Source organism: Pseudomonas sp. CFBP2511 (genome assembly GCF_030209255.1).
GTDB lineage: Bacteria > Pseudomonadota > Gammaproteobacteria > Pseudomonadales > Pseudomonadaceae > Aquipseudomonas > Aquipseudomonas avellanae.
In genome coordinates this window covers 391,054-415,118 of sequence record NZ_JARVSI010000024.1, presented here as the reverse complement: position 1 = coordinate 415,118, position 24,065 = coordinate 391,054, and the positions used below count along the sequence as shown (strand labels likewise).

The 24,065-nt window shown below is 60.3% G+C and carries 20 protein-coding genes; 1 reads left to right on the top strand and 19 read right to left on the bottom strand.

Annotated features, from left to right (window positions below; genetic code table 11):
• Positions 1–120: 120 nt before the first annotated feature.
• The 4 genes from QRN38_RS21630 to secA form a co-directional block, all read right to left on the bottom strand.
• The gene (locus QRN38_RS21630; protein ID WP_057418809.1) at positions 121–1,071 is read right to left on the bottom strand and encodes a Nudix family hydrolase; all 951 of its coding nucleotides are present in this window, start codon (positions 1,069–1,071) and stop codon (positions 121–123) included.
• A gap of 2 nt (positions 1,072–1,073) precedes the next feature.
• Positions 1,074–1,700 carry a glutathione S-transferase family protein gene (locus tag QRN38_RS21625; RefSeq protein ID WP_057418808.1) on the bottom strand — a complete coding sequence of 209 codons (627 nt, stop codon included), beginning with the start codon at positions 1,698–1,700 and terminating at the stop codon, positions 1,074–1,076.
• A 57-nt stretch (positions 1,701–1,757) separates the two neighbouring features.
• Positions 1,758–2,975: a bifunctional glutamate N-acetyltransferase/amino-acid acetyltransferase ArgJ gene (gene argJ, locus QRN38_RS21620; protein ID WP_003377657.1), complete on the bottom strand. Its 1,218-nt coding sequence runs from the start codon at positions 2,973–2,975 to the stop codon at positions 1,758–1,760.
• A 111-nt stretch (positions 2,976–3,086) separates the two neighbouring features.
• A complete protein-coding gene (gene secA, locus QRN38_RS21615) occupies positions 3,087–5,828 on the bottom strand; it encodes a preprotein translocase subunit SecA (RefSeq protein WP_005766579.1) in 2,742 nt (913 codons plus the stop codon).
• Positions 5,829–6,132: 304 nt separating this feature from the next.
• Here secA and QRN38_RS21610 point away from each other — a divergent pair, with 304 nt between their 5' ends.
• Positions 6,133–6,588: a DUF721 domain-containing protein gene (locus QRN38_RS21610; RefSeq protein ID WP_003377653.1), complete on the top strand. Its 456-nt coding sequence runs from the start codon at positions 6,133–6,135 to the stop codon at positions 6,586–6,588.
• Between the two features lie 135 nt (positions 6,589–6,723).
• Here QRN38_RS21610 and lpxC read toward each other — a convergent pair whose 3' ends face one another.
• From lpxC to rsmH, 15 genes are all read right to left on the bottom strand, one after another.
• Positions 6,724–7,635: a UDP-3-O-acyl-N-acetylglucosamine deacetylase gene (lpxC, locus tag QRN38_RS21605; protein ID WP_003377651.1), complete on the bottom strand. Its 912-nt coding sequence runs from the start codon at positions 7,633–7,635 to the stop codon at positions 6,724–6,726.
• Positions 7,636–7,747: 112 nt separating this feature from the next.
• Positions 7,748–8,935: a cell division protein FtsZ gene (gene ftsZ, locus QRN38_RS21600; protein ID WP_005766576.1), complete on the bottom strand. Its 1,188-nt coding sequence runs from the start codon at positions 8,933–8,935 to the stop codon at positions 7,748–7,750.
• 87 nt (positions 8,936–9,022) lie between these two features.
• Positions 9,023–10,279, bottom strand: a complete 1,257-nt coding sequence (ftsA, locus tag QRN38_RS21595) for a cell division protein FtsA (RefSeq protein WP_003377649.1) — start codon at positions 10,277–10,279, stop codon at positions 9,023–9,025.
• Positions 10,280–10,293: 14 nt separating this feature from the next.
• Entirely contained in the window at positions 10,294–11,163 is an 870-nt protein-coding gene (locus QRN38_RS21590) for a cell division protein FtsQ/DivIB (protein ID WP_005766574.1), read from the bottom strand.
• Between the two features lie 3 nt (positions 11,164–11,166).
• On the bottom strand, positions 11,167–12,126 hold the full coding sequence (locus QRN38_RS21585; RefSeq protein WP_057418807.1) for a D-alanine--D-alanine ligase: 960 nt from the start codon (positions 12,124–12,126) through the stop codon (positions 11,167–11,169).
• Positions 12,123–13,583: a UDP-N-acetylmuramate--L-alanine ligase gene (gene murC / locus QRN38_RS21580; RefSeq protein WP_005766570.1), complete on the bottom strand. Its 1,461-nt coding sequence runs from the start codon at positions 13,581–13,583 to the stop codon at positions 12,123–12,125. The genes QRN38_RS21585 and murC overlap by 4 nt, the downstream gene beginning before the upstream one ends.
• Positions 13,576–14,646 carry an undecaprenyldiphospho-muramoylpentapeptide beta-N-acetylglucosaminyltransferase gene (murG, locus tag QRN38_RS21575; protein WP_057418806.1) on the bottom strand — a complete coding sequence of 357 codons (1,071 nt, stop codon included), beginning with the start codon at positions 14,644–14,646 and terminating at the stop codon, positions 13,576–13,578. The genes murC and murG overlap by 8 nt, the downstream gene beginning before the upstream one ends.
• Positions 14,636–15,850: a putative lipid II flippase FtsW gene (gene ftsW / locus QRN38_RS21570; RefSeq protein WP_003377639.1), complete on the bottom strand. Its 1,215-nt coding sequence runs from the start codon at positions 15,848–15,850 to the stop codon at positions 14,636–14,638. Before ftsW ends, murG begins: the two co-directional genes overlap by 11 nt.
• Positions 15,847–17,193 carry a UDP-N-acetylmuramoyl-L-alanine--D-glutamate ligase gene (gene murD / locus QRN38_RS21565; RefSeq protein WP_057418805.1) on the bottom strand — a complete coding sequence of 449 codons (1,347 nt, stop codon included), beginning with the start codon at positions 17,191–17,193 and terminating at the stop codon, positions 15,847–15,849. The genes ftsW and murD overlap by 4 nt, the downstream gene beginning before the upstream one ends.
• A gap of 5 nt (positions 17,194–17,198) precedes the next feature.
• Positions 17,199–18,281 carry a phospho-N-acetylmuramoyl-pentapeptide-transferase gene (gene mraY, locus QRN38_RS21560; protein ID WP_003313553.1) on the bottom strand — a complete coding sequence of 361 codons (1,083 nt, stop codon included), beginning with the start codon at positions 18,279–18,281 and terminating at the stop codon, positions 17,199–17,201.
• Entirely contained in the window at positions 18,281–19,651 is a 1,371-nt protein-coding gene (locus QRN38_RS21555; RefSeq protein ID WP_007243676.1) for a UDP-N-acetylmuramoyl-tripeptide--D-alanyl-D-alanine ligase, read from the bottom strand. Before QRN38_RS21555 ends, mraY begins: the two co-directional genes overlap by 1 nt.
• Positions 19,644–21,107, bottom strand: coding sequence for a UDP-N-acetylmuramoyl-L-alanyl-D-glutamate--2,6-diaminopimelate ligase (locus QRN38_RS21550; protein WP_057418804.1), 1,464 nt, complete (start codon positions 21,105–21,107; stop codon positions 19,644–19,646). The genes QRN38_RS21555 and QRN38_RS21550 overlap by 8 nt, the downstream gene beginning before the upstream one ends.
• On the bottom strand, positions 21,107–22,834 hold the full coding sequence (locus QRN38_RS21545) for a peptidoglycan D,D-transpeptidase FtsI family protein (protein ID WP_005766560.1): 1,728 nt from the start codon (positions 22,832–22,834) through the stop codon (positions 21,107–21,109). Before QRN38_RS21545 ends, QRN38_RS21550 begins: the two co-directional genes overlap by 1 nt.
• Entirely contained in the window at positions 22,834–23,127 is a 294-nt protein-coding gene (gene ftsL, locus QRN38_RS21540) for a cell division protein FtsL (RefSeq protein ID WP_005739040.1), read from the bottom strand. The genes QRN38_RS21545 and ftsL overlap by 1 nt, the downstream gene beginning before the upstream one ends.
• Positions 23,124–24,065: a 16S rRNA (cytosine(1402)-N(4))-methyltransferase RsmH gene (rsmH, locus tag QRN38_RS21535; protein WP_007243678.1), complete on the bottom strand. Its 942-nt coding sequence runs from the start codon at positions 24,063–24,065 to the stop codon at positions 23,124–23,126. Before rsmH ends, ftsL begins: the two co-directional genes overlap by 4 nt.

The following is a 24,065-nucleotide window of genomic DNA, read 5'->3' as shown; positions in this document are numbered from 1 at the left end:
CGATACGGAGCTTCACCCAGAGTATTCCGACGCTGGAGCGTGAGCAACGATAATCTCGACTATCGTGCGACGCTCAGCGTCGGCATGCCGTTCTGGACACTCTGCGTCCTCTGTGGCAACTCAGATGATTTCGTCAGGCCAGAACGCGCGTATTCCCGCCACGCCCTGTGCGCCGCTTTCCCAGGCCTGTTGGCGCTGCGCAGGGCCTACGCCGCCCAGCAGAAAGACAGGCTTGTTGAAGCCTGCGATCAATCGGGTGGCCTGTTCCCAACCCAGCGGCTGTGCGTCCGGATGGGTCAGGGTGGGCTGAACCGGTGACAGGGTAACGAAATCCACACCCATCTGCTCTGCCAGTGCCAGCTCTTCGGCGCTGTGGCAGGACGCAGCCAGCCAGCGATTCTCGGGGAACGGACGTCCATTACTGGCGTACTTGCGCAGTTGCTGTGCCGTCAGATGCCAACCAGCGGAAGGAAAGTCACCCAGCCATTCCAGAGGGCCTTTGAGCATGAGTTGCGCCTTGCCTGCACACAAACCTGCCGCATCCACCGCCAGATCGCGGTACTTCGGGTCATAGCCACCCGGCGCTCGCAGTTGCACCAGCTTGATTCCGCCAGCAATGGCCTTCTGCAGGCCGCGCAGCAACTCGATGTTGTCCAGCCCCTCGGGCGTGATCAGGTACTCGCCGGGCAAGCGTGCGGCGGCGACGATCGGCTGATTGGCTGCCGGAAAGTCGTAATTGGCCAGCTCACGAGGGCTCGCCCAGACCAATGGCTGCCCTTCTGCACCGTGCGGTTTGCCCGTGAAGGCCGACACCTCCCACACGTCCAGCAGCACCTGCTTGTCCGGGTAATCATGGCAAACCTTGATCAACGGACGCGCCGCCGTCACCACAATGCCCAGTTCTTCCTGCAGCTCACGTGCAAGCGCAATCTCGACCGTCTCGCCCGCCTCGACCTTGCCGCCAGGAAACTCCCAGAGGCCGCCCTGATGCTGACTGTCGGCGCGTCGGGCGATCAGTACCCGGCCGTCGGTACCGCGAATGACGGCGGCGGCCACATGAACTCGTTTCACGATCAGGACTCCTCCAGACCAGCCTGCTGCCAGCGCTTGAATGCAGGCCACTGGTACAGGGTTTCAACGTACGCCAGCGCCTCGGCAGGCAACTGGACACGATAGCCGCGCAGGCGAATCGCCACCGGCGCAAAGAACGCATCGGCAATGCTCGGTTTACCAAACAGGAAGGGGCCCGTCTCGACAGCAGCAGCGCGGCACTCGGCCCACAACGCAACGATGCGGTCGATGTCGTTCTGGGTGTCGACAGAAATCACTTCCAGCGCCTGATCACGACGCAGGTCCATCGGCATGTTCGAGCGCAGGCTGACGAAACCACTGTGCATCTGCGCACAGGCCGAACGAGCCTGGGCACGGGCAGCGATGTCGCGCGGCCACAAGTCGGCGTCAGGGAAGCGCTCGACCAGGTATTCGCAAATGGCCAGCGAATCAATGATCGTACCGTGCTCGCACTGCAGCGCAGGCACTTTGCCGGTCGGCGAATACTGGAGAATGTTATCGCGGGTATCAGGCTGGTTGAGGCGGATAACTTGATCGGTGAAGGGCGCACCGATCATTTCCAGCACCAGCCAGGGGCGCAGCGACCAGGAGGAGTAGCGTTTGTCGCCGATAATCAGATGCAGGCTCATGGTTCAGCTCCATTGAGTCCGGCACGAAGTCAGGATGACCCCGCGCCAGACATTGAATCAGGTGCGGTATTCGGCGTTGATCTTCACGTACTCGTGAGAAAGGTCCGTGGTCCAGATGGTTTCACTGCAATCACCACGACCCAGTTCGATACGGATGGTGATTTCGGCCTCGGCCATGACCGCCGAGCCCTGCTCTTCGGTGTAGGTGGTGGCGCGGCAGCCTTGGCTGGCGATGCACACGCCGCCCAGGAACACATCGATCTTGCTCACGTCCAGGTCCGGAACACCGGCACGGCCGACAGCGGCCAGAATGCGACCCCAGTTCGGATCGGACGCAAACAGCGCGGTCTTGATCAGCGGCGAGTGGGCGACGGCGTAACCGACATCCAGGCATTCCTGATGATTGCCACCGCCGTTGACTTCCACGGTGACAAACTTGGTCGCGCCTTCGCCGTCACGCACGATGGCCTGAGCGACTTCCATGCACACGTCGAACACGGCTTTCTTCAAGGCTTCGAACAACAACCCTTTGGCTTCGGTGATTTCAGGCAGATCAGCCTGGCCGGTGGCAATCAGCATGCAGCAATCGTTGGTCGAGGTATCGCCATCGATCGTGATGCGGTTGAACGACTTGTTGGCACCGTCACGGATCAAGTCCTGCAGGACGCTCTGCGAGACTTTGGCGTCGGTGGCGATGTAACCGAGCATGGTCGCCATGTTCGGGCGAATCATGCCAGCGCCTTTGCTGATGCCGGTCACCGTGATGGTCACGCCATCGTGCGTGAACTGGCGACTGGCCCCTTTGGGCAGCGTGTCGGTGGTCATGATCCCGGTCGCCGCAGCGGCCCAATTATCCACAGACAGGTCGTCGAGCGCGGCCTGCAGTGCGCCTTCGATCTTTTCCACCGGCAACGGCTCGCCGATCACGCCCGTCGAGTACGGCAGCACCGCCGACGCATCAACGCCAGTCAGTTGCGCCAGCGCCTCACAGGTGCGACGTGCGGCAACCAGACCCGGCTCACCGGTGCCAGCGTTGGCATTGCCGGTATTGGTCAGCAGATAACGCACGGTGCCTTGCACGCGCTGCTTGGCCAGAATGACCGGCGCTGCGCAGAACGCATTCAAGGTGAATACACCAGCCACGCTGGAGCCTTCGGCACAGCGCATGACCACGACGTCCTTGCGCCCCGGGCGTTTGATGCCGGCAGACGAAATGCCAAGTTCAAAACCGGGAACCGGGTGCAGCGCAGGCAACGGACCAAGACCAACAGCCATCGGGGTGTGCTCCTCAAGGAGTGTGGCGCCGTCCATTCCGGTACGGCAATCAATGAAAAAACGCCGCGACGGGCAAGCCGGTCGCGGCGCAGGTATTACACAGTCACAGGCTTAATTGATCTGGCCGTGACAGTGCTTGAATTTCTTGCCAGAGCCACACCAGCACAGCTCGTTACGACCCAGTTTCTGGTCGTTGCGAATTGGCTCCGAGACCACGGCTACCGGCACTTCGCCGCCCTCTTCATCAGCCAGCGGCTGATCGAGACCCGGCGCTGGCGCGTGTTCGAACTGCATGCGGCTGGCCAGTTCTTCGGCCTCGCGACGCAGACGCGCCTCTTCTTCCTCTGGATCTTCGCGGCGCACTTGCACGTGCGAAAGCACGCGAATGGTGTCGCGCTTGATCGAATCCAGCAACTCCTGGAACAGCGTAAAGGACTCGCGCTTGTATTCCTGTTTCGGGTTCTTCTGAGCATAACCGCGCAGGTGAATGCCGTGACGCAGGTGGTCCATCGTCGACAGGTGGTCTTTCCAAAGGTCGTCGACGACACGCAACAGGATTTGCTTCTCGAAAGAACGCAGCGCTTCGGCGCTGGCCTGATCTTCCTTCTCGTTGTACGCGACCAGCAACTGCGCCATGATTTTCTCGCGCAGGCTGTCCTCGTGCAGGTTGTCGTCTTCGTCCAGCCACTGCTGGATCGGCATTTTCACGGCAAAGTCGGTGTTCAGTGCAGCTTCCAGACCGGCAACGTTCCACTGCTCTGGCAGGGATTGCGGCGGGATGTGCTGGCTGACCAGGCTGTTGAGCACTTCTTCGCGGAAGTCAGCAATGGTGTCGCCGATGTTCTCGGCAGCCAGCAGGCTGTTACGCATGTGATAAATCACTTTGCGCTGCTCGTTGGCCACGTCATCGAACTCAAGCAGTTGCTTGCGGATGTCGAAGTTACGACCTTCCACCTTGCGCTGCGCTTTTTCGATGGCGTTGGTCACCATGCGGTGCTCGATGGCCTCACCGGACTGCATGCCCAGCGCCTTCATGAAGTTCTTCACCCGGTCAGAGGCGAAGATGCGCATCAGGCTGTCTTCAAGCGACAGGTAGAAACGGCTGGAACCGGTGTCACCCTGACGACCCGCACGACCGCGCAGCTGGTTATCGATACGACGCGATTCGTGACGCTCGGAGGCAATCACATGCAGGCCGCCCGCTTCGATCACCTGCTGGTGGCGCTTCTGCCAGTCAGCCTTGATCTGTGCGATCTGCTCGGGGGTCGGGTCTTCCAGGTTGGCGACTTCGACTTCCCAGTTGCCGCCCAGCAGGATGTCAGTACCGCGACCAGCCATGTTGGTGGCGATGGTCAGCGCACCTGGACGACCGGCCTGAGCAATGATTTCGGCTTCTTTTTCGTGGAACTTGGCGTTCAGAACCTTGTGTTCGATGCCTTCATTGTTGAGCAGGCGGGACATGTGCTCGGACGTTTCGATGGTCGCCGTACCGACCAGCACCGGACGATTCTCGGCCAGGCAGGCCTTGATGTCAGTCACGATGGCCGCGTACTTCTCTTCCGCCGTCAGATAGACGAGGTCGTTGAAGTCTTTACGCGCCAAAGGCTTGTTCGGCGGAATGACCATCACCGCCAGGGTGTAGATCTGGTGGAATTCGAACGCTTCGGTGTCGGCCGTACCGGTCATGCCGGACAGTTTGTTGTACAGACGGAAGTAGTTCTGGAAGGTGGTCGAGGCCAGGGTCTGGCTTTCAGCCTGAATGTTCAGGTTTTCCTTGGCTTCGATAGCCTGATGCAGACCCTCGGACAAGCGACGACCCGGCATGGTACGACCGGTGTGCTCGTCAACCAGCAGGACCTGACCGTCCTGAACGATGTACTCGACGTTGCGATTGAACAGTTTGTGCGCACGCAGACCGGCATAGACGTGCGTCAACAGACCCAGGTTATGCGCCGAATACAGGCTCTCGCCTTCGGCCAGCAGGCCGACTTCGGTGAGCATCTCTTCGATGAACTGGTGACCGGCTTCGTTCAGCTCGACCTGACGGGTTTTTTCGTCAACGGTGAAGTGGCCCGGCTTGGTAACTTCGCCTTCCACTTCCTCGATGTGCTGCTCGAGCTTGGGGATCAGGCGGTTGATTTCGGTATACAGCTTGGAGCTGTCTTCGGCCTGACCCGAGATGATCAACGGCGTGCGCGCTTCGTCGATCAGAATCGAGTCGACTTCGTCGATCACGGCGAAGTTGAGTTCGCGCTGGAACTTGTCGTCCATGCTGAACGCCATGTTGTCGCGCAGGTAATCGAAGCCGTATTCGTTATTGGTGCCGTAGGTGATGTCGGCAGCGTAGGCGGCGCGCTTCTCTTCCGGCGGCTGGAATGGCGTGACGATGCCGACGGTCAGACCGAGGAATTCGTACAGCGGGCGCATCCAGTTGGCGTCGCGGCGAGCGAGGTAGTCGTTCACGGTAACCACATGAACGCCCTTGCCGGACAACGCATTGAGGTACACAGCCAGGGTGCCGACGAGGGTTTTACCTTCACCGGTACGCATTTCTGCGATCTGACCTTCGTGCAGGGTCATGCCGCCGATCAACTGAACGTCGAAGTGGCGCATGCCCATGACACGCTTGCCCGCTTCACGGGCCACCGCGAAGGCTTCAGGCAGCAATTGATCGAGGGTCTCGCCTTTGGCTATGCGGGCCTTGAACTCTTCGGTCTTGGCGCGCAATTGCTCGTCCGAAAGGGCCACCATTTGCTCTTCGAAGGCATTGACGATCTGTACCGTCTTGAGCATGCGTTTGACTTCACGCTCGTTCTTGCTTCCAAAAAGTTTTTTCAACAAAGGCGCAAACATATCGACAGGATCTTCCACACATAGGAATGGAGGGCGGCCCCGTGAGTCGCCCGTGCAGCCCAGATGGCCACATGCGAACGAGCATTCTACCCGGAAACGATGGTGAGGAAAGTGGCGTTATTCCACGATGCTGGCACAGCGCTGTGACGGGGCAGGTTTACAATGGGGCCATTTTCAAGCACTTCAACCCGCAATCCGGGGAAGTTACTCATTGATTTGCATATGAAAGCACGGAAATGCCTTGGAAAGCAGCCGTCAGATTGCTTTCTGTTAAGATGTTCATCTTGTTACCAGGCACTTGCCCATGGCCTTTCGTCCTCTGAATGCCCGCCCACCCGCTGTTTTGCTGCGTGAAGCCAAGCCCCTCAAGGCTATCTTCCGTCACGCCGAGCGCCTGAGCCATTTGCAGCGCCTGCTCGAAAGTCAGTTGCAGCCAGCGGCCCGCGAGCATTGTCATGTGGCGTCGTGGCGCGAAGGCACGTTGTTATTGATCGTGACGGACGGTCATTGGGCCACGCGCCTGCGTTATCAGCAGAAGCGTCTGCACCGGCAACTGATTGCGTTTGATGAATTCATCAATCTGACCCGTATTGCCTTCAAGGTGCAGCCACCCGACGCCCCGCGCGGAGCGGCCACGCACACCATCGACCTGTCGACGGTCGCCGCCGAAAACATTCAGGCCACCGCCGAGGGCATCACCGACCCCAAGCTGCGCGCCGCCCTTGAACGGCTGGCCAGCCACGCCAGGGACAAGAAGTAACCGCTGAGCCCTCTCGACCAACAATCTGCCAACGGCCAAACCCCGCGCACACCTGACGCCCGACAAAAAATCCCATAAAAAAAGGCCACCCGAGGGCAGCCTTTAAATAACAAAAGGAAAGAGAGTAAAGCTTGCTTACACGGCCGCGACAGGACGCATGTAAGAAATAGGTGCCGTACTGGCATCCTCGAAGGTCACAACTTCCCAGGCGTCTGTCTGCTCGATCAAGGCGCGCAGGAGACGATTGTTCAGTGCATGCCCCGATTTGAAGCCCCGGAACTCACCGATCAGGCTATTGCCCAGCAGGTAGAGGTCACCGATAGCATCGAGGATTTTGTGTTTGACGAATTCGTCCTCGTAACGCAGGCCGTCTTCGTTCAGTACACCGTCCTTGTCGACCACGATGGCGTTTTCCACACTGCCGCCGAGTGCGAGGTTGTGCTTGCGCAGGTACTCGATATCACTCATGAACCCGAAGGTCCGGGCACGGCTGACTTCCTTCACAAAGGAAGTGCTGGAAAAGTCCACGCTTGCACTCTGGGTGCGGTCACGGAAGACGGGGTGATCGAAATCGATCTCGAAACTGACCTTGAACCCTTCGAAAGGCACGAAAGTAGCGCGTTTACCGCCCTCTTCCACTGTGACTTCACGCAGGATACGGATGAATTTCTTCGGCGCGTCCTGTTCTTCCAGGCCTGCCGATTGAATCAGGAATACGAAAGGGCCTGCGCTGCCGTCCATGATAGGAACTTCGGAGGCAGAGAGCTCGACGTAGGCGTTATCGATGCCAAGGCCAGCCATGGCCGAGAGCAGGTGTTCTACCGTATCAACTTTGACATCACCATTGACCAGAGTGGTCGACAGAGTGGTGTCGCCGACGTTTTCCGCACGCGCAGGGATCTGCACGACGGGGTCAAGGTCAGCTCGGCAAAACACAATGCCGGTATTCACAGGTGCGGGCTTGAGGGTCAGGTAAACCTTCTCCCCGGAGTGCAGGCCTACACCTGTGGCACGGATAATATTTTTCAGGGTGCGTTGTTTTATCATGGCATGGGCCGCTTCAGCGCAAGTTGCGAACTGGTATCAACAAAGGCTGGCGATGATAGCAGACCATGCCTTTGCTGAACACCAATCACCCTAATACCCCTGATACATTTCATCAATCGGCCTGACGACGCAGGAAAGCCGGGATGTCCAGGTAATCAAGGTCATCGTTTGGATTCATCTTCGCCGCAGCTGTTGCGCCTGCGTGTGCCTGGTTGCGCATCACGGTAGGACGGTCCAGATCACGGTAGTTGACCGAAGGAGCTTCCTGACGGGCCGCCTGCTGTGCAGGAGCCTGCTGGGTGGTCTGCAGCGTGTTGTCGATGACCTTGACAGGCTTCTCGATTTTCGCGCCCAGGCCGGTAGCAACCACCGTCACGTGCAACTCGTCACGCATGTCAGGATCGATAACCGTACCGACCTTGACCATCGCGTGCTCGGAAGCGAACGCTTCGATGATGCTGCCCACGTCCGAGTACTCACCCAGAGACAGGTCAGGACCGGCAGTGATGTTGACCAGGATGCCGCGAGCGCCCTGCAGGTTGACGTCTTCGAGCAACGGGTTGCGGATAGCCGCTTCAGTCGCCTCACGCGCACGGTTCGGACCGCTGGCGCAGCCAGTGCCCATCATCGCCATGCCCATTTCGCTCATCACGGTGCGCACGTCGGCGAAGTCGACGTTGATCATGCCCGGACGCTTGATGATGTCGGAGATACCGCGAACGGCGCCGGCCAGTACATCGTCAGCCTTGGCGAAAGCCGACAGCAGGCTGGCGTCCTTACCGAGGATGGTCAGCAGCTTCTCGTTGGGAATGGTGATCAACGAGTCGACGCTTTCGGACAGCATACGGATGCCTTCATCGGCGATCTGCATACGCTTGCGACCTTCGAACGGGAACGGACGAGTCACGACTGCGACCGTCAGAATACCCATTTCCTTGGCCACTTCAGCAATGATCGGTGCTGCACCGGTACCGGTACCGCCGCCCATGCCAGTGGTGATGAAGACCATGTTGGTGCCCTGCAGAACTTCTGCAATGCGCTCGCGATCTTCCAGTGCGGCCTGACGACCGACTTCAGGGTTGGCGCCAGCGCCAAGGCCTTTGGTCACGCCTGTGCCCAGTTGCAGAATGGTCCGCGCGCCGATGTTTTTCAGCGCTTGAGCATCCGTGTTGGCGCAGATGAATTCCACGCCTTCGATGTTGCTCTTGACCATGTGATTGACAGCGTTTCCGCCACCACCGCCTACACCGATAACCTTGATAACCGGGCTTTGCGGGACGTTGTCTACGAGTTCGAACATTTTCTCTCTCCTTCCGCTTTCTAGTTAGGTTTGCCTACTGCCTGCCGATACTGCTTTTTGTCGCCCTGAATCTTTGAAATCTGACGCTTAGAAATTGCCCTGCACCCAACGCTTGATCCGCTCAAGCACCGGGGCCTTGGTTTCGTCGCTGTAGCTGCTGTTGCCGACAATCCCGGACAGCGAAATACCGTCCGACTGTTTCTGCAGGCCATACAGCAACAGGCCTACGCCCGTTGAATAGATCGGGTTGCGCACCACATCCGCGAGCCCTTTGACGCTGTGCGGCACGCCCAGGCGCACCGGCATGTGGAAGATTTCCTCGGCCAGTTCCACCGCACCTTCCATTTTCGCCGTACCACCGGTCAGCACGATGCCGGCCGGGATCAGGTCTTCGTAGCCGCTGCGACGCAGTTCGGCCTGGATCAGAGTGAACAGCTCGTCATAACGAGGCTCGACCACTTCGGCCAGGGCCTGACGCGACAGCTCGCGAGGTGGACGGTCGCCCACGCTCGGCACCTTGATGGTTTCGCCGGCACCGGCCAGTTTGGCCAGAGCGCAGGCGTAACGAATCTTGATTTCTTCGGCGTACTGGGTCGGCGTACGCAGCGCCATGGCGATGTCGTTGGTGACCTGATCGCCGGCAATTGGGATCACCGCTGTATGACGAATGGCGCCTTCGGTGAAGATCGCGATGTCGGTCGTGCCGCCACCGATGTCCACCAGGCAGACGCCCAGCTCTTTCTCGTCGTCGGTCAGTACCGAGTAGGCCGATGCCAGTTGCTCGAGAATGATGTCGTCGACTTCCAGACCGCAGCGACGCACGCACTTCTCTATGTTCTGAGCCGCGTTCACCGCGCAGGTCACGACGTGGACCTTGGCTTCCAGACGCACGCCGGACATGCCCAGGGGTTCACGCACGCCTTCCTGGTTATCGATCACGTAATCCTGAGGCAGGGTGTGCAGCACGCGCTGGTCGGCAGGAATGGCCACCGCCTGAGCAGCATCGAGCACACGCTCAAGGTCCGCAGCGCTGACTTCGCGATCACGAATCGCCACGATGCCGTGGGAGTTCAAGCTACGAATGTGGCTGCCTGCAACACCGACGAATGCCGAGTGGATACGGCAACCGGCCATCAACTGCGCTTCTTCGATAGCGCGCTGAATCGACTGCACGGTGGATTCGATATTCACCACCACGCCTTTTTTCAGGCCGCGGGACGGATGGGTACCGATACCCACTATTTCCAGCGAGCCATCGGCCGCGACTTCGCCTACCAGCGCCACCACCTTGGAGGTACCGATATCCAGCCCGACGATCATTTTGCCGCTTTGCACGTTTGCCATGGTCCTGCCTCTTATCAATTCTTCGCGACGGCGGGTTTGTCCGTCGTTGCCGCTGCCTGTTCGCGCCAACCGACCGCAAGGCCGTTGGAGTAACGCAAGTCGACGCGCGCGATATTCGTTATTTGTTCTTTCAGCGTTTTGTCGTAGATCGCGATGAAGCGGCGCATCTTCTCGACAAGGTGGTCGCGTCCAAGCAACAATTCGATACCCGGGCCAGCACTACCGGCGCCTGTTGTCAGGAACCAGCTGCCGCGCTCGCGCAGTTCCAGGCGCACGATGGAGAAGCCCATTGGCCGCAACATCTGACTCAATACCTGGTACTGCTGCATCACCTGCTGTTGGGCCCGCTGCGGGCCGAACAACTGGGGAAGATGTTCGTAATTGGACAGTTCACGCGGTGTGAAAGCCTGCCCCTGGTTATTCAACAGTGCTTCATCGCCCCAACGGGCAACCGGCAACTGCTCTTCAAGACGAATGACCACCTGATCCGGCCAGACGCGACGCACTTCAGCGTGTGCAATCCACGGCATCTGCTCAAGTTCGGTGCGCATGGCGGCCAGATCGATCTTGAAAAAACTCGACGCCACATAAGGCGCAATTCGTTGCTGCACAGCCTGCTGGCTGATGTAACTCAAATCGCCCTGCACGTTGATGCGGGCAATCGGGCGGTCGGCATACGGCAGCAGACGCTGTGCGCCCTCATAAGTACCAAAGCCCAGCACCACCAACAGCACTGGCCAGAACAAACGCTTCAGAAAACTGAAGTTGGCCTTGGGCAGGCGCGCCGACAGAGGCTCTTTGGCCACCATCCGGCTGGCGCCACGCGGCACGGGCTTGTTGCGGCCGGGAGCGGGGGGCTGAGGACGTGCCGACGGGCCGTACATGCCTTAACCTCTCGCCTGAACGCTGTCGGCCAGAATCGCCAACACCAGTTGTTGAAAGTTCAGACCGGCAGCGCGTGCTGCCATCGGCACCAGACTGTGATCGGTCATGCCGGGCACGGTATTGACTTCCAACAGCCAGAACTTGCCCTCTGCGTCCTGCATCACATCCGTGCGCGCCCACCCTGCAATGCCAATGGCGTCGCACGCGCGTGCTGCAAGTTGTTTGAGTTGCTGTTCCTGTACATCGTCAAGCCCACACGGGATCCGGTACTGAGTATCGGAGGCCAGGTACTTGGCATCGTAATCATAAAAACTGTGAGGAGTGCCCAGGCCAATGGGAGGCAACACCTGGCCACGCAGAGACGCCACAGTAAACTCAGGACCCTGAATCCACTGTTCGACTAATACTTGCGAATCGTAGGTACTGGCAGCTTTCCAGGCGGCGATCAATTCATCGACGCTGTTCACCTTCGCCATACCGATACTTGAACCTTCATGGGCCGGTTTGACGATCAAAGGGAAGCCCAGTTCCGTGGCCGCGCAAATACAATCGTTCTCGTTTTCCAGAACGGCGTGCAGCGGCGTTGCAAGGCCAAGGCTCTGCCAGACCTGCTTGGTGCGCAACTTGTCCATTGCCAGTGCCGAAGCCAGTACACCGCTGCCGGTGTAGGGGATTTCCAGACATTCCAGCAGCCCTTGCATGGTGCCGTCTTCGCCGCCGCGGCCGTGCAGGACAATAAACGCACGGTCGATTTTTTCGCTGACCAGTCGCTGCAGGAAGTCGTCGCCCACATCGATGCCGAACGCATCCACGCCAGCGTCGAGCAGCGCCTTGAGCACTGCATTCCCCGAGTTCAGGGAGACTTCCCGCTCGGCACTCTTGCCACCGAAGAGCACGGCGACACGGCCGAAGCTTTTCGGCTCAAGTGTCGAGCGCAGGGAAGACCGGGCAACGGCTGTCATTTCAACTTACCTTCGGTCGAAGCCACTTTCGCGCCGACGAACAGCGGGCTATTCAGTAATCGCGGTGCCAGACCAGCAATGTCACCAGCGCCCTGACACAGCAAAATGTCGCCTGCGCGCAGCAGCGGCTTGACCAGCGGCGCCAGCTCGACGCCGCGCTCGATATAGATCGGGTCCAGTTGGCCGCGCTGGCGAATGCTATGGCACAGGTTGCGGCTGTCCGCGCCGGGAACCGGCTCTTCACCGGCCGGGTAGACCTCCATCAACAGCAGCACATTAGCTTCAGCGAGCACCTGCACAAAATCGTCGTACAGGTCGCGGGTACGACTGAAACGGTGCGGCTGATAAACCATGACCAGACGACGATCCGGCCAGCCGCCACGTACAGCACTGATCACAGCAGCGACTTCACGCGGGTGGTGACCGTAATCGTCGACCAGCATCACGTGGCCGCCTTCGACCGGCAGCTCGCCGTAGACCTGGAAGCGTCGGCCGACGCCCTGAAAGCCCGAAAGCCCTTGAACGATGGCTTCGTCGCTGACGCCTTCGTCAGTCGCGATGGCGATGGTCGCCAGCGAGTTAAGTACGTTGTGGTTGCCGGGCATGTTCACCGACACGTCCAGCGGCTCGCGGTCGCGGCGCAGCACGGTGAAGAATGTCAACATGCCGTCCTGACGCACGTTGATCGCGCGCACGTCAGAATCTTCGCTAAACCCATAAGTCATGGTCGGGCGCTTGACCAACGGCAGAATATCGCGCACCACCGGATCATCAATGCACATCACTGCCAGACCGTAGAACGGCAGGTTGTGCAGGAACTCGACAAAGGTCTTCTTCAGTTTGTTGAAGTCGCCGCCGTAGGTCGCCATATGATCGGCATCGATGTTGGTGACCACCGCGACCAGCGGTTGCAGGTGCAGAAAACTGGCATCGCTTTCGTCGGCTTCGGCAATCAGGTAACGGCTGGTGCCCAGTTGCGCGTTGGTGCCGGCGGCGTTCAGACGGCCACCAATGACGAACGTCGGGTCCAGGCCACCGGCCGCGAACACCGAGGCGATCAGACTGGTGGTGGTGGTTTTGCCATGCGTACCGGCAACGGCAATGCCGTGGCGATAGCGCATCAGCTCGGCGAGCATCTCGGCACGCGGCACCACTGGAATACGGCGCTCCAGAGCGGTAGCGACTTCCGGGTTGGACGTGTTCACGGCGCTGGAAACCACCAGTACATCGGCACCCACGGTGTTCTCGGCGCGATGGCCGACGAAAATCTGCGCACCGAACGACTCAAGGCGTTCGGTCACGGCCGAGCCCTTGAGGTCGGAGCCGGACACTTCGTAACCGAGGTTCAACAACACCTCGGCAATACCGCACATGCCAACGCCGCCGATACCGACGAAATGGATGCGGCGAATACGGCGCATTTCAGGCTGGGGCATGGCGCGCTGATTCTCAACCATGGGCCACCTCCACACAGACATTGACGACGGTGTTGGTTGCATCAGGCTTGGCCAGGCTGCGTGCAGTGCGGGCCATGCTGTTCAATTGTTCGGGTTGCATCAAAACCTCTTTCAGGCGTGCGGCCATCTCGGCGGCGCCAGTTGTCGCTTGCGGCATGACGAAGGCTGCGCCTTCGCGGGCCAGATAGTCGGCGTTACGCGACTGATGGTCATCAATCGCGTGGGGCAGCGGTATCAGCAACGACGGCAGACCGGCGGCGGCCAGTTCGCTGATGGTCAATGCGCCTGCGCGGCAGACCACCAGATCGGCCCAGCTATAGGCTTGGGCCATGTTCTGGATGAACGGCGCAACCTGCGCCTCGACGCCCACGTTGCGATAGCGCTCGGCAGTGACGGCGTCATGATTCTTGCCCGACTGATGAAACACTTCGGGCTGGATGTCCTGAGGCAGTTGCGCCAGCGCGTCGGGCAACAACTTGTTCAGCGGCTCCGCGCCCAGGCTGCCGCCCAGCACCAGCAGACGCGCCTTGCGGCCGGCCAGCGTCTGACGCGGTGTTTCAAGAAACAGCTCGACACGCACCGGGTTGCCGGTGGTGCGGCGCTTGGCCGAGGCGGCAAATGTATTCGGGAACGCCTCGCACACGCGGCTGGCGAACGACGCCAGACTGCGGTTGGCAGTGCCGGCAACGGCATTCTGCTCGTGGATGATCAACGGTACGCCAGCAAGCCTTGCAGCCAGACCGCCGGGGCCGGTGACATAACCACCAAAGCCGACCACGCAGACCGGTTTCACCTGACGCACAACCTTGCGGGCCTGCATCAGGGCCTTGAGCAGCATGAAAGGCGCCTTGAGCAGCGACAAGCGGCCCTTGCCACGTAGACCGGTAACATTGATCAGGTGCAGGGGCAGACCCGCCTGCGGAATCAGCTCGTTTTCAATGCCGCGCGGCGTACCCAGCCAATGGACCTTGTAGCCACGGGCCTGGAATTCGCGAGCGCAGGCCAGTGCCGGGAACACATGCCCGCCGGTCCCGCCAGCCATAATCAGCACATTAGCGTCCATGGGGCGTCTCCTCGGCGAAGTCGCTTTCCTTGAACTCGGCTTCTTCGCTGCCCATGTTGTTGCGCGATTCCCATTCGATGCGCAGCAGCAAGCCAAGGCTTGCGCAGCAGATGACCAGCGAGCTGCCGCCATAACTGAGGAACGGCAGGGTCAGACCCTTGGTTGGCAGCAGGCCGACGTTCACACCGATATTGATCAGAAACTGACCAATCCACAGAAACGAGAGACCGTAGGCCACATAAGCGCCAAAGAACTGCTTGGCGCGCTCGGCCCACATACCGATGTACATGCCGCGAATGGCGACGAACAGAAACAGCGCAACCGTGATCAGCGAGCCGACCACGCCCAGCTCTTCCGCCAGCACGGAGAACACAAAGTCGGTGTGCGCTTCCGGCAGATAGAACTGCTTTTGCACGCTGTTGCCCAGTCCGACGCCGATCCACTCGCCGCGCCCGAAGGCAATCAGCGCCTGGGTCAATTGATAGCCCGAACCGAACTGGTCGGCCCACGGGTCGGTGAAGTTGGTCAGACGCGCCATCCGGTAAGGCTGGGCCTGAACCAGAACGACAACCGAGGCGACCGCCAGCACGACCATCAGCGAGAAACGGAACAGGCCTACGCCACCGAGAAACAACATGGCCGCTGCCGCGCCCATCATCACCACGGTTGCGCCGAAGTCTGGCTCCATGAGCAGCAGACCGGCCATCGGCAACAGCACGATGAACGGCTTGAAGAAGCCCATCCAGCTCTCGCGAACTTCCTGCTGCTGACGAATCAGGTAGCCCGCCAGGAAGATCACCACAAACACTTTGGCGATCTCCGACGGCTGCACGTTGAACGCGCCGAAGCCGATCCAGCGCATCGACCCGTTCACCTCGCGCCCGATCCCCGGCACCAGCACCAGCAGCAACAGGCCGAACGCGCCGAGCAGCATCAGCCAGCCAAGACGCTGCCAGGTGGCGACCGGGATCATCATGGTCACACCGCACGCGCCCAGACCGATCAGCAGATAGACCAGGTGGCGAGTCATCATGTACAGCGTATTGCCCGACTGCACGGCGGCAACTTCCGACGAAGCAGAAGTAATCATGACCAGACCGAGGCCCAGCAGCGCCAGACAACCGACCAGCATCGGGAAGTCGAGGTCGATACCGCGCCCGCTGATCAGTGGCGATGGATAAGGCTTGATCACACCGAAGATCATGACAAGCACTCCACTGCCTGCGCGAACACACGTCCGCGCTCTTCATAATTCTTGAACATGTCCAGACTGGCGCATGCAGGGGAAAGCAACACGGCATCGCCGTGCTGAGCCAGCTCGGCGCTGCGCTCGGCAGCTGCCTGTACCGTGTCGACACGAATCAGCGGCACGGCATCACCCAGCGACTGTGCAATCAGCTCGGCATCGCGACCCAGCAACACCGCAGCGCGGCAGTATTTAGCCACGGGGGCACGCAGGCCGCTGAAGTCGGCACCTTTGCCATCGCCACCGGCGATCAACACCAGCTTGCCGACGATATCCGAGCCCAGGCCTTCGATAGCGGCCAGTGCAGCACCCACGTTGGTGGCCTTGGAATCGTTGTAGTAGTCCACGCCATTGCGCTCGCGCAGCCATTGGCAGCGGTGCTCAAGGCCGGTGAACTCACGCAGGCTGGAAAGCATGGCGTCGAACGGCAGGCCCACGGCATGCCCCAGCGCCAGGGCTGCCAGTGCGTTAGCCTGATTGTGTGCGCCGCGAACTTTCAGCTCGCTCACCGGCATCAGGTTCTCGAACTGGAATGCCAGGAATTTTTCGCCGTTCTCTTCACGCAGACCAAAGCCGTGGAAGTCAGGCTTGTTGAGGCCGAAAGTCCAGCAAGGCAGGCCTTCGCCGATCAACGGACGGGACAGCGCGTCCTGCCGATTGACCACCACTTGCCGCGCGCCACGGAAAATACGGTGCTTGGCGAGGTGATAGGCCGGCAGACCGGAATAACGGTCCATATGGTCTTCGCTGATGTTCAGTACGGTCGCCACTTCGGCATTGAGCTGATCAGTGGTTTCGAGCTGAAAACTGGACAACTCCATCACGTACAACTCGACATCATCGCTGAGCAGGTCCAGCGCCGGGGTGCCCAGATTGCCGCCCACAGCAACACGCTTGCCGGCAGCTGCGGCCATCTCGCCGACCAGCGTGGTCACGGTGCTTTTCGCGTTGGAACCGGTAATCGCAATCACCGGTGCCTTGGCGTAACGGGCAAACAGTTCGATGTCGCCGGACAGCTTGACGCCGCGTGCATGCGCCTGCTGCAAGGCCGGTGTGGCCAGGGCCAGACCAGGGCTGACATAAAGCTCGTCGGCACGGCAGAGGAAGTCCACGTCCAGTTCGCCACACCGCACTTCCACCTGAGGATAGTCACGACGCAAAGTCGCCAGCTCAGGAGGATTTTCCCGCGTGTCGGCCACAGCAAAGGACACGCCCCGGTTCGCCAGGAAGCGAACCAGGGACATGCCACTCTTGCCAAGCCCCACAATAATGCGGAAGCGGTCGGAAACGATCAGGGACACTCGTTCTACCTCAGTTTCAATGTGGCAAGGCCGATGAGCACCAGAATCACGGTGATGATCCAGAAACGGACGATCACGCGTGGCTCGGGCCAGCCTTTGAGTTCAAAGTGGTGGTGAATCGGCGCCATGCGGAATACGCGGCGGCCGGTCAGTTTGAAAGACGCAACCTGAATGACCACTGAAAGGGTTTCCATCACGAACACGCCGCCCATGATGAACAGGACCATTTCCTGACGCACGATCACAGCCATGGTGCCCAGCGCAGCGCCCAGTGCCAGCGCACCGACGTCGCCCATGAACACCTGAGCCGGATAGGTGTTGAACCAGAGAAACCCGAGCCCCGCACCAATCAGTGCACCCGAGAAGACAATCAGCTCACCTGCCCCCGGCACGTAGGGAATCAGCAGGTATTCCGCGAATTTCACGTTACCCGACAGGTAGCAGAAGATGCCCAGCGCACCGCCGACCATCACCGTCGGCATGATCGCCAGCCCGTCCAGGCCGTCAGTCAGGTTGACTGCGTTGCTGGAGCCGACAATCACAAAGTACGTCAGCACGATGAAGCCGATGCCGAGCGGAATGCGCACATCCTTGAGCATCGGCACGATCAATGTGGTTTCGGTCGCCGATGGCGCAGTCGTGTACAGAAAGATTGCCGCGCAAAGGCCGAACACCGACTGCCAGAAATACTTCCAGCGACTCGGCAGACCACGGGAATTCTTTTCAATGACCTTGCGGTAGTCATCAACCCAGCCGATGGCACCGAACAGAAAGGTCACCAGCAACACAACCCAGACGTAACGGTTGCTCAAATCAGCCCAGAGCAAGGTGCTGATACCGATGGACGAGAGGATCAGCGCACCGCCCATGGTCGGCGTACCGGACTTGGACAAGTGCGATTGCGGACCATCGTTACGGACCGACTGGCCGATCTGGCGCATCTGCAGGGTGCGGATCATCCACGGCCCCAGGCACAGCGACAACGTCAGCGCAGTGAGCACGCCAAGGATCCCGCGCAGAGACAGGTACTGAAAGACAGCAAAGCCTTTGTAGAACTGTTGTAAGAACTCGGCCAACAGCAGCAGCATTAATGTTTCTCCAGGCTAGAACCGCACAAGGCAGCCACGACGTTTTCCATCGCAGCGCTACGCGAGCCCTTGATCAGTAAAGTGGTATTGGGGTCTTGCTCGGCGCCCAGCGCCGCAATCAGCTCTGCCTGACTGGCAAAGTGGTAGGCATGTTCACCGAAGGCACTGACGGCGTGTGTCATGAGTGGGCCGACGGCATACAGCGCCGACACCTTGCCAGCGGCATAGGCGCCCACGTCGTGATGCCCCTGCTCGGCCCATTCGCCCAGCTCGCCGATATCGCCCAGCACCAGCACGGTACGGCCGGTAAAACCGGTAAGGATGTCGACGGCAGCGTTGATCGACCCAGGGTTGGCGTTGTAGGTGTCATCGATGACGCGCACACCGTTGCTGGCGATTTGCGCGACAGCGCGACCTTTGACCGGCTGCACGTTGTTCAGGCCGGCAACGATGCCCTCCAGGCTCACGCCCAGTGCGCAGGCGGCAGCGGCAGCGGCCAAGGCGTTGGTCACGTTGTGCGTGCCCAGCAGATTCAGCTGTACCTGCGCGCTGCCGAGCGGGCTGGCCATGGTGAAGCTCGGGCAGCCTCGCGCATCACGGCTCAGCTCGCCGGCATGGAAATCAGCCGCCGCATCAGCCAGCGCGAAGGTCAGAATGTTGCGGGGACCGGCGCGTTTGCGCCAGATCGGGAATGCCTTGTCTTCCAGATTCAACACGGCTGTGCCGCTGGCTTCGACGCCTTCAAGAATCTCGCCCTTGGCCTCGACGATTCGCTCGGGGCCACCAAACTCGCCGACATGGGCGGTTCCGGCATTGGTAATAATGACCACATGCGGCTTGGTCAGACTCACGGTGTAGGCAATCTCGCCGACCCGTGAAGCGCCTAACTCAATGACCGCAGAGGTGTATTCCGGCGCCAGCTCCAGCAGGGTCAGCGGAACGCCCAGTTCGTTATTCAAGTTGCCGCGCGTTGCCAATACAGGGCCGCGCGTGCGCAGGATGCTCGCGAGCATTTCCTTGACAGTGGTTTTGCCGCTGGAGCCGGTGACGGCGGCGACAGGCCTGTCGACAAACCCGTTGCGGTTCATCGCACCCAGTTGCGCGAGCGCCTTGCGAGTATCGAGTACCACCAGCTGTGGCAAGGCAGCGCCCTCCACTTCGTGCTCGACCAGGGCACCGACTGCGCCTTTGGCTGCGACCTGGTCGAGGTACTCATGGCCGTCGAAGCGCGGGCCGGTCAGGGCCACGAACAATTGCCCCGGCGCGATGCCACGGCTGTCGGTGCTCACACCGTCAAAGCTGCAATCGCCGCCGACCAGACGCGCGTCGAGCGGTACGGTCAGTTCGCTGAATGTCATCGGCTTAATCATTCTCAGGCCCCCATGCGGCAAGCGCCGTGGCGGCTTCTTCCAGATCGGAAAACGGCTGACGCTTGCCGTCGATTTCCTGATAGTCCTCGTGGCCTTTGCCCGCCAGCACCACCACGTCATCGACAGTTGCGCTGGCGATCAGCTCGGCAATGGCCTGACCACGACCTTCGATGAAGCGCACTTTGTCGGCCGCTACGAAACCTGGACGAATGTCGTCAAAAATGTTGGTCGGTGCCTCGGAGCGCGGGTTGTCATCAGTAACCCAGACGCCGTCAGCCAGTTGCTCGACCACTTCAGCCATCAACGGGCGTTTGCCGCGATCGCGATCACCGCCGCAACCGAACAGGCACAACAGGCGGCCTTTGGCGTGCGGACGCAGTGCTTCGAGCACTTTTTCCAGAGCGTCCGGGGTGTGCGCGTAATCCACGACCACCAGAGGCTTGTCGGCGCCGCCCAGACGCTGCATGCGGCCGACCGGCCCTTCGAGTTTGGGCAGTACCTTGAGAATTTCGTCCAGCGCGTAGTCCAGCCCCAGCAGTGCGCCGACCGCTGCCAGCACGTTGCTCAGGTTGAAGCGCCCCAGCAGGCTGCTGCGCAGGAAATGCTCGCCCTGAGGCGTGACCAGTGTGGCGCGCACGCCATCGTCATCGAATTTCGCGTCGCGGCAGTACAGGTACGCCGAGCTGTCCAGCTGGCTGTAGGTGATCAACCGCGATTCTTGCTTGAGGCCAGCCAGTTCGCGACCAAAATCGTCATCCAGATTGATCACCCGGCAGTTCAGATTCGGCCACGCGAACAGCTTGGCCTTGGCTGCCGCGTAAGCTTCCATGGTGCCGTGATAATCCAGGTGATCACGAGACAGATTGGTCAGCACTGCCACGTCGAACGCCAGCGCCGTAGCCCTGCCTTGATCCAGACCGTGGGACGATACTTCCATAGCCACGGCGCGCGCGCCCGCCTTTCTCAGGTCGGTCAGCGTTGCCTGAACGGCAATGGGATCAGGAGTGGTATGACGGCCGCTTTGCAGTGCGCCGTAAAAGCCGGTGCCGAGGGTGCCGACGATACCGCAGCGTTGACCCAGCGCGTCGAGCGCCTGAGCAACCAGCTGGGTGACGCTGGTCTTGCCGTTGGTGCCAGTGACACCCACCAGATTCAGGCTGCGGCTCGGGTCGCCGTAGAAGCGACCGGCAACGTCGGACAACTGCGCTGCCAGCCCTTTGACCGGAATCAGCGGCACGTCGGTGATCGGCAGAACCGTTGCACCTTCGACCTCGTAGGCCACCGCTGCTGCGCCGCGCTTGAGTGCGTCGGCGATGTGCGCGCGACCATCGACCTTGATACCCGGCACAGCCAGAAACAGGTCACCTGGACGAACATTGCGGCTGTCGAGTGTCAACTCGCGTATCAAGGGATCGCGGTCGGTATGAGCGAAAATCTTGCTGAGATTAAAGGCCATCAACCACGCCCTCCTTTGGCTGCAGGTGCGACATTGACTTGTTCCGGTGGCGCAAGGTTGTCTGGCGTCACGTTCATCAGACGCAACGTGCCGGACATGACCTTGCTGAACACCGGAGCCGAAACCAGACCGCCGTAGTAACCGCCCTTGCTCGGCTCGTCGATGACCACGACGATGGCGTAACGCGGGTTACTCATGGGGCCGAAACCGGCGAACAGGGAGCGGTAGGAGTTCTCCGCATAACCCTTGGTGCCGATCGACGTCTTACGTGCTGTACCGCTCTTACCGCCGACGTGATAGGACGGCACACGGGCGCGATACACGCCGCGCGGGTCTTCGATCACCTGCTGCAACATACCTTGCAGGGTCTTGGCGGTTTTCTCGGGAATAGCCTGAGTCGACTCGGGCTCTTTGTCTGTTTTCAGAATGGTCAGCGGTACGATCCGGCCATTGTTAGCCAGCGCGCCGTAGGCATGCACCAGTTGCAGGGCCGTTACCGACAGACCGTAGCCATAAGACAGCGTGGCGGTTTCTGCCTTGCGCCATTCGCGGTAGTTAGGCAGGTTGCCGACGCGCTCGCCCGGGAAGCCCAGGCCAGTGTACTGACCGAAGCCGACGCGCTGCATGGCGCGGAAAATAGCTTCGCCGCCTACGTCGAACGCGACTTTACTCATGCCGACGTTACTGGAGTTGATCAGGATGCCGGTCAGGTCGAGCACCGGGCCTTCGGTCTTGGTCACGTCACGAATCGTGTATTTGCCGATCTGCAGGGTGCCCGGATAAACCTCGACCTTGTCGGTCGGTTTCCAACGGCCGCTGTCCAGCGCTGCGGTCATGGAGATCGGCTTCATGGTCGAACCTGGTTCGAACACGTCGATGATCGCCCGGTTGCGCATGGCGGCTGGCACCATGGTGCGGCGGTTGTTCGGGTTGTAAGTCGGCTGGTTGACCATCGCCAGAACCTCGCCGGTCTTGACGTCCATGATCACCATGCTGCCTGCCTTCGCTTCGTTTTCAACGATGGCGTTACGCAGTTCACGGGTGGCCAGGTATTGCAGGCGCAGGTCAATAGACAAAGCCAAGGTCTTTCCGGCCTTGGCATTCTTGGTCACCTGAACGTCCTTGATCAGCCGGCCGCGCCGGTCCTTGATGACCTGCCGCTTGCCGGGCACTCCGGCAAGCCAGTCGTCATACGCCAGCTCGACACCTTCGCGACCGTGGTCATCAAGGTCGGTAAAGCCAACCATGTGCGCGGTCACATCACCTGCCGGGTAGAAACGGCGGAATTCTTCGATGCCATAAACGCCGGGGACTTTCAAATCCAGCGCCGCCTGACCCTGCTCCGGCGTCATGCCGCGAACCAGGTAAATGAACTCCTTGGTGGCCTGCGATTCAAGGCGATCGGTCAGCGCTTTGAGATCCTGACCTGTAGCCGCTGCAAGCATCGGCCACTTGGACTTGTCCTGCTGCATTTCGCGCGGGTTGGCCCACAGCGTGGTAACCGGCGTGCTAACTGCAAGCGGTTCGCCATTACGGTCAGTGATCAGGCCACGGTGAGCCGGAATCGGAATATGCCGAAGGCTGCGCGCGTCACCCTGTTCCTTGAGGAAGGTGTGGTCGATGACCTGCAGGTCGACGATGCGCCAGCAAATGGCAAGCACCAGGGAGACCAGAAGACCCACGACTACGCGAAAACGCCAAGGATACAGTGCGCCCTCAAGCTTCATCATGGCGCCACCATCCGCACTTCAGCAGCGCTCGGGATGCGCATTTTCAGCTGTTCGGTGGCCAGTGTTTCGATGCGGCTGTGGGCCGTCCAGGTGCTTTGCTCAAGAATCAAACGACCCCACTCTGCCTGCGCCTTGTCGCGCACGCTCATCTCCGAGTACAGCGAGTTGAGCAGTTGACGGTTCCAATGAGCACTATAGGAAACGCCAATCGCCGACACGAGGACAGCAATGAACAGCAGCAGCATAATGAAACTGCCGCCGGGCAAAGGCTTCAGGAACAGACGGCTCACCTGAGCTTCTCCGCTACGCGCATGACAGCACTGCGCGAGCGCGGGTTGGCCTTTGTTTCGACATCCGATGCGAATTGAGCTTTGCCGTGGATCTTGATTTTCGGCTCGAACGCCTTGTACTGGATCGGCAGGTTGCGCGGCATGTTGTCGGCCTCGCCTTTGGCGAGCTTGCGCATGAACAGCTTGACGATGCGGTCTTCCAGCGAGTGAAAACTGATGACGACCAGACGGCCACCGACTTCCAGAGACTCCATTGCCGCTTCAAGCCCGGCTTCCAGATCGCCCAGTTCGTTGTTGACATGAATACGCAGGCCTTGAAAGGCACGCGTTGCAGGATTCTTGCCTTTTTCCCAGGCGGGGTTGGCGACCTTGAGGACTTCAGCGAGATCGGCAGTGCGCTCGAAAGGCTGGATTTCACGGCGCTGAACGACGGCATTGGCCATGCGTTTGGCAAAGCGCTCTTCGCCGTATTCCTTGAACACGCGGGCGATTTCTTCGGCGGGCGCGCTGGCAATGAATTCGGCAGCGCTGACGCCGCGGGTCGGGTCCATGCGCATATCCAGAGGGCCGTCATTCATGAAACTGAAACCGCGCTCGGGGTCGTCGAGCTGCGGCGACGACACGCCCAGGTCGAGCAAAATGCCGCTGACCTTGCCCGCAAGGCCAAGCTCCTGAGCTTGCGAGCCCAACTCGGCAAAGCTGCGCTGCACAATGACAAAGCGGCCGTCTTCGGCCGCTAGCGCTTGCCCTGTGGCAATCGCTTGGGGGTCCTTGTCGAAACCCAGCAGCCGACCGTCGGGGCCGAGGTGGTTCAATATGAGACGGCTATGCCCGCCACGTCCGAACGTACCGTCCAGATAGCAGCCATCAGCGCGCACCGCGAGAGCCTCCACGGCTTCTTCGAGCAGCACGGTGATGTGGGTAAAACCGCTATTCAT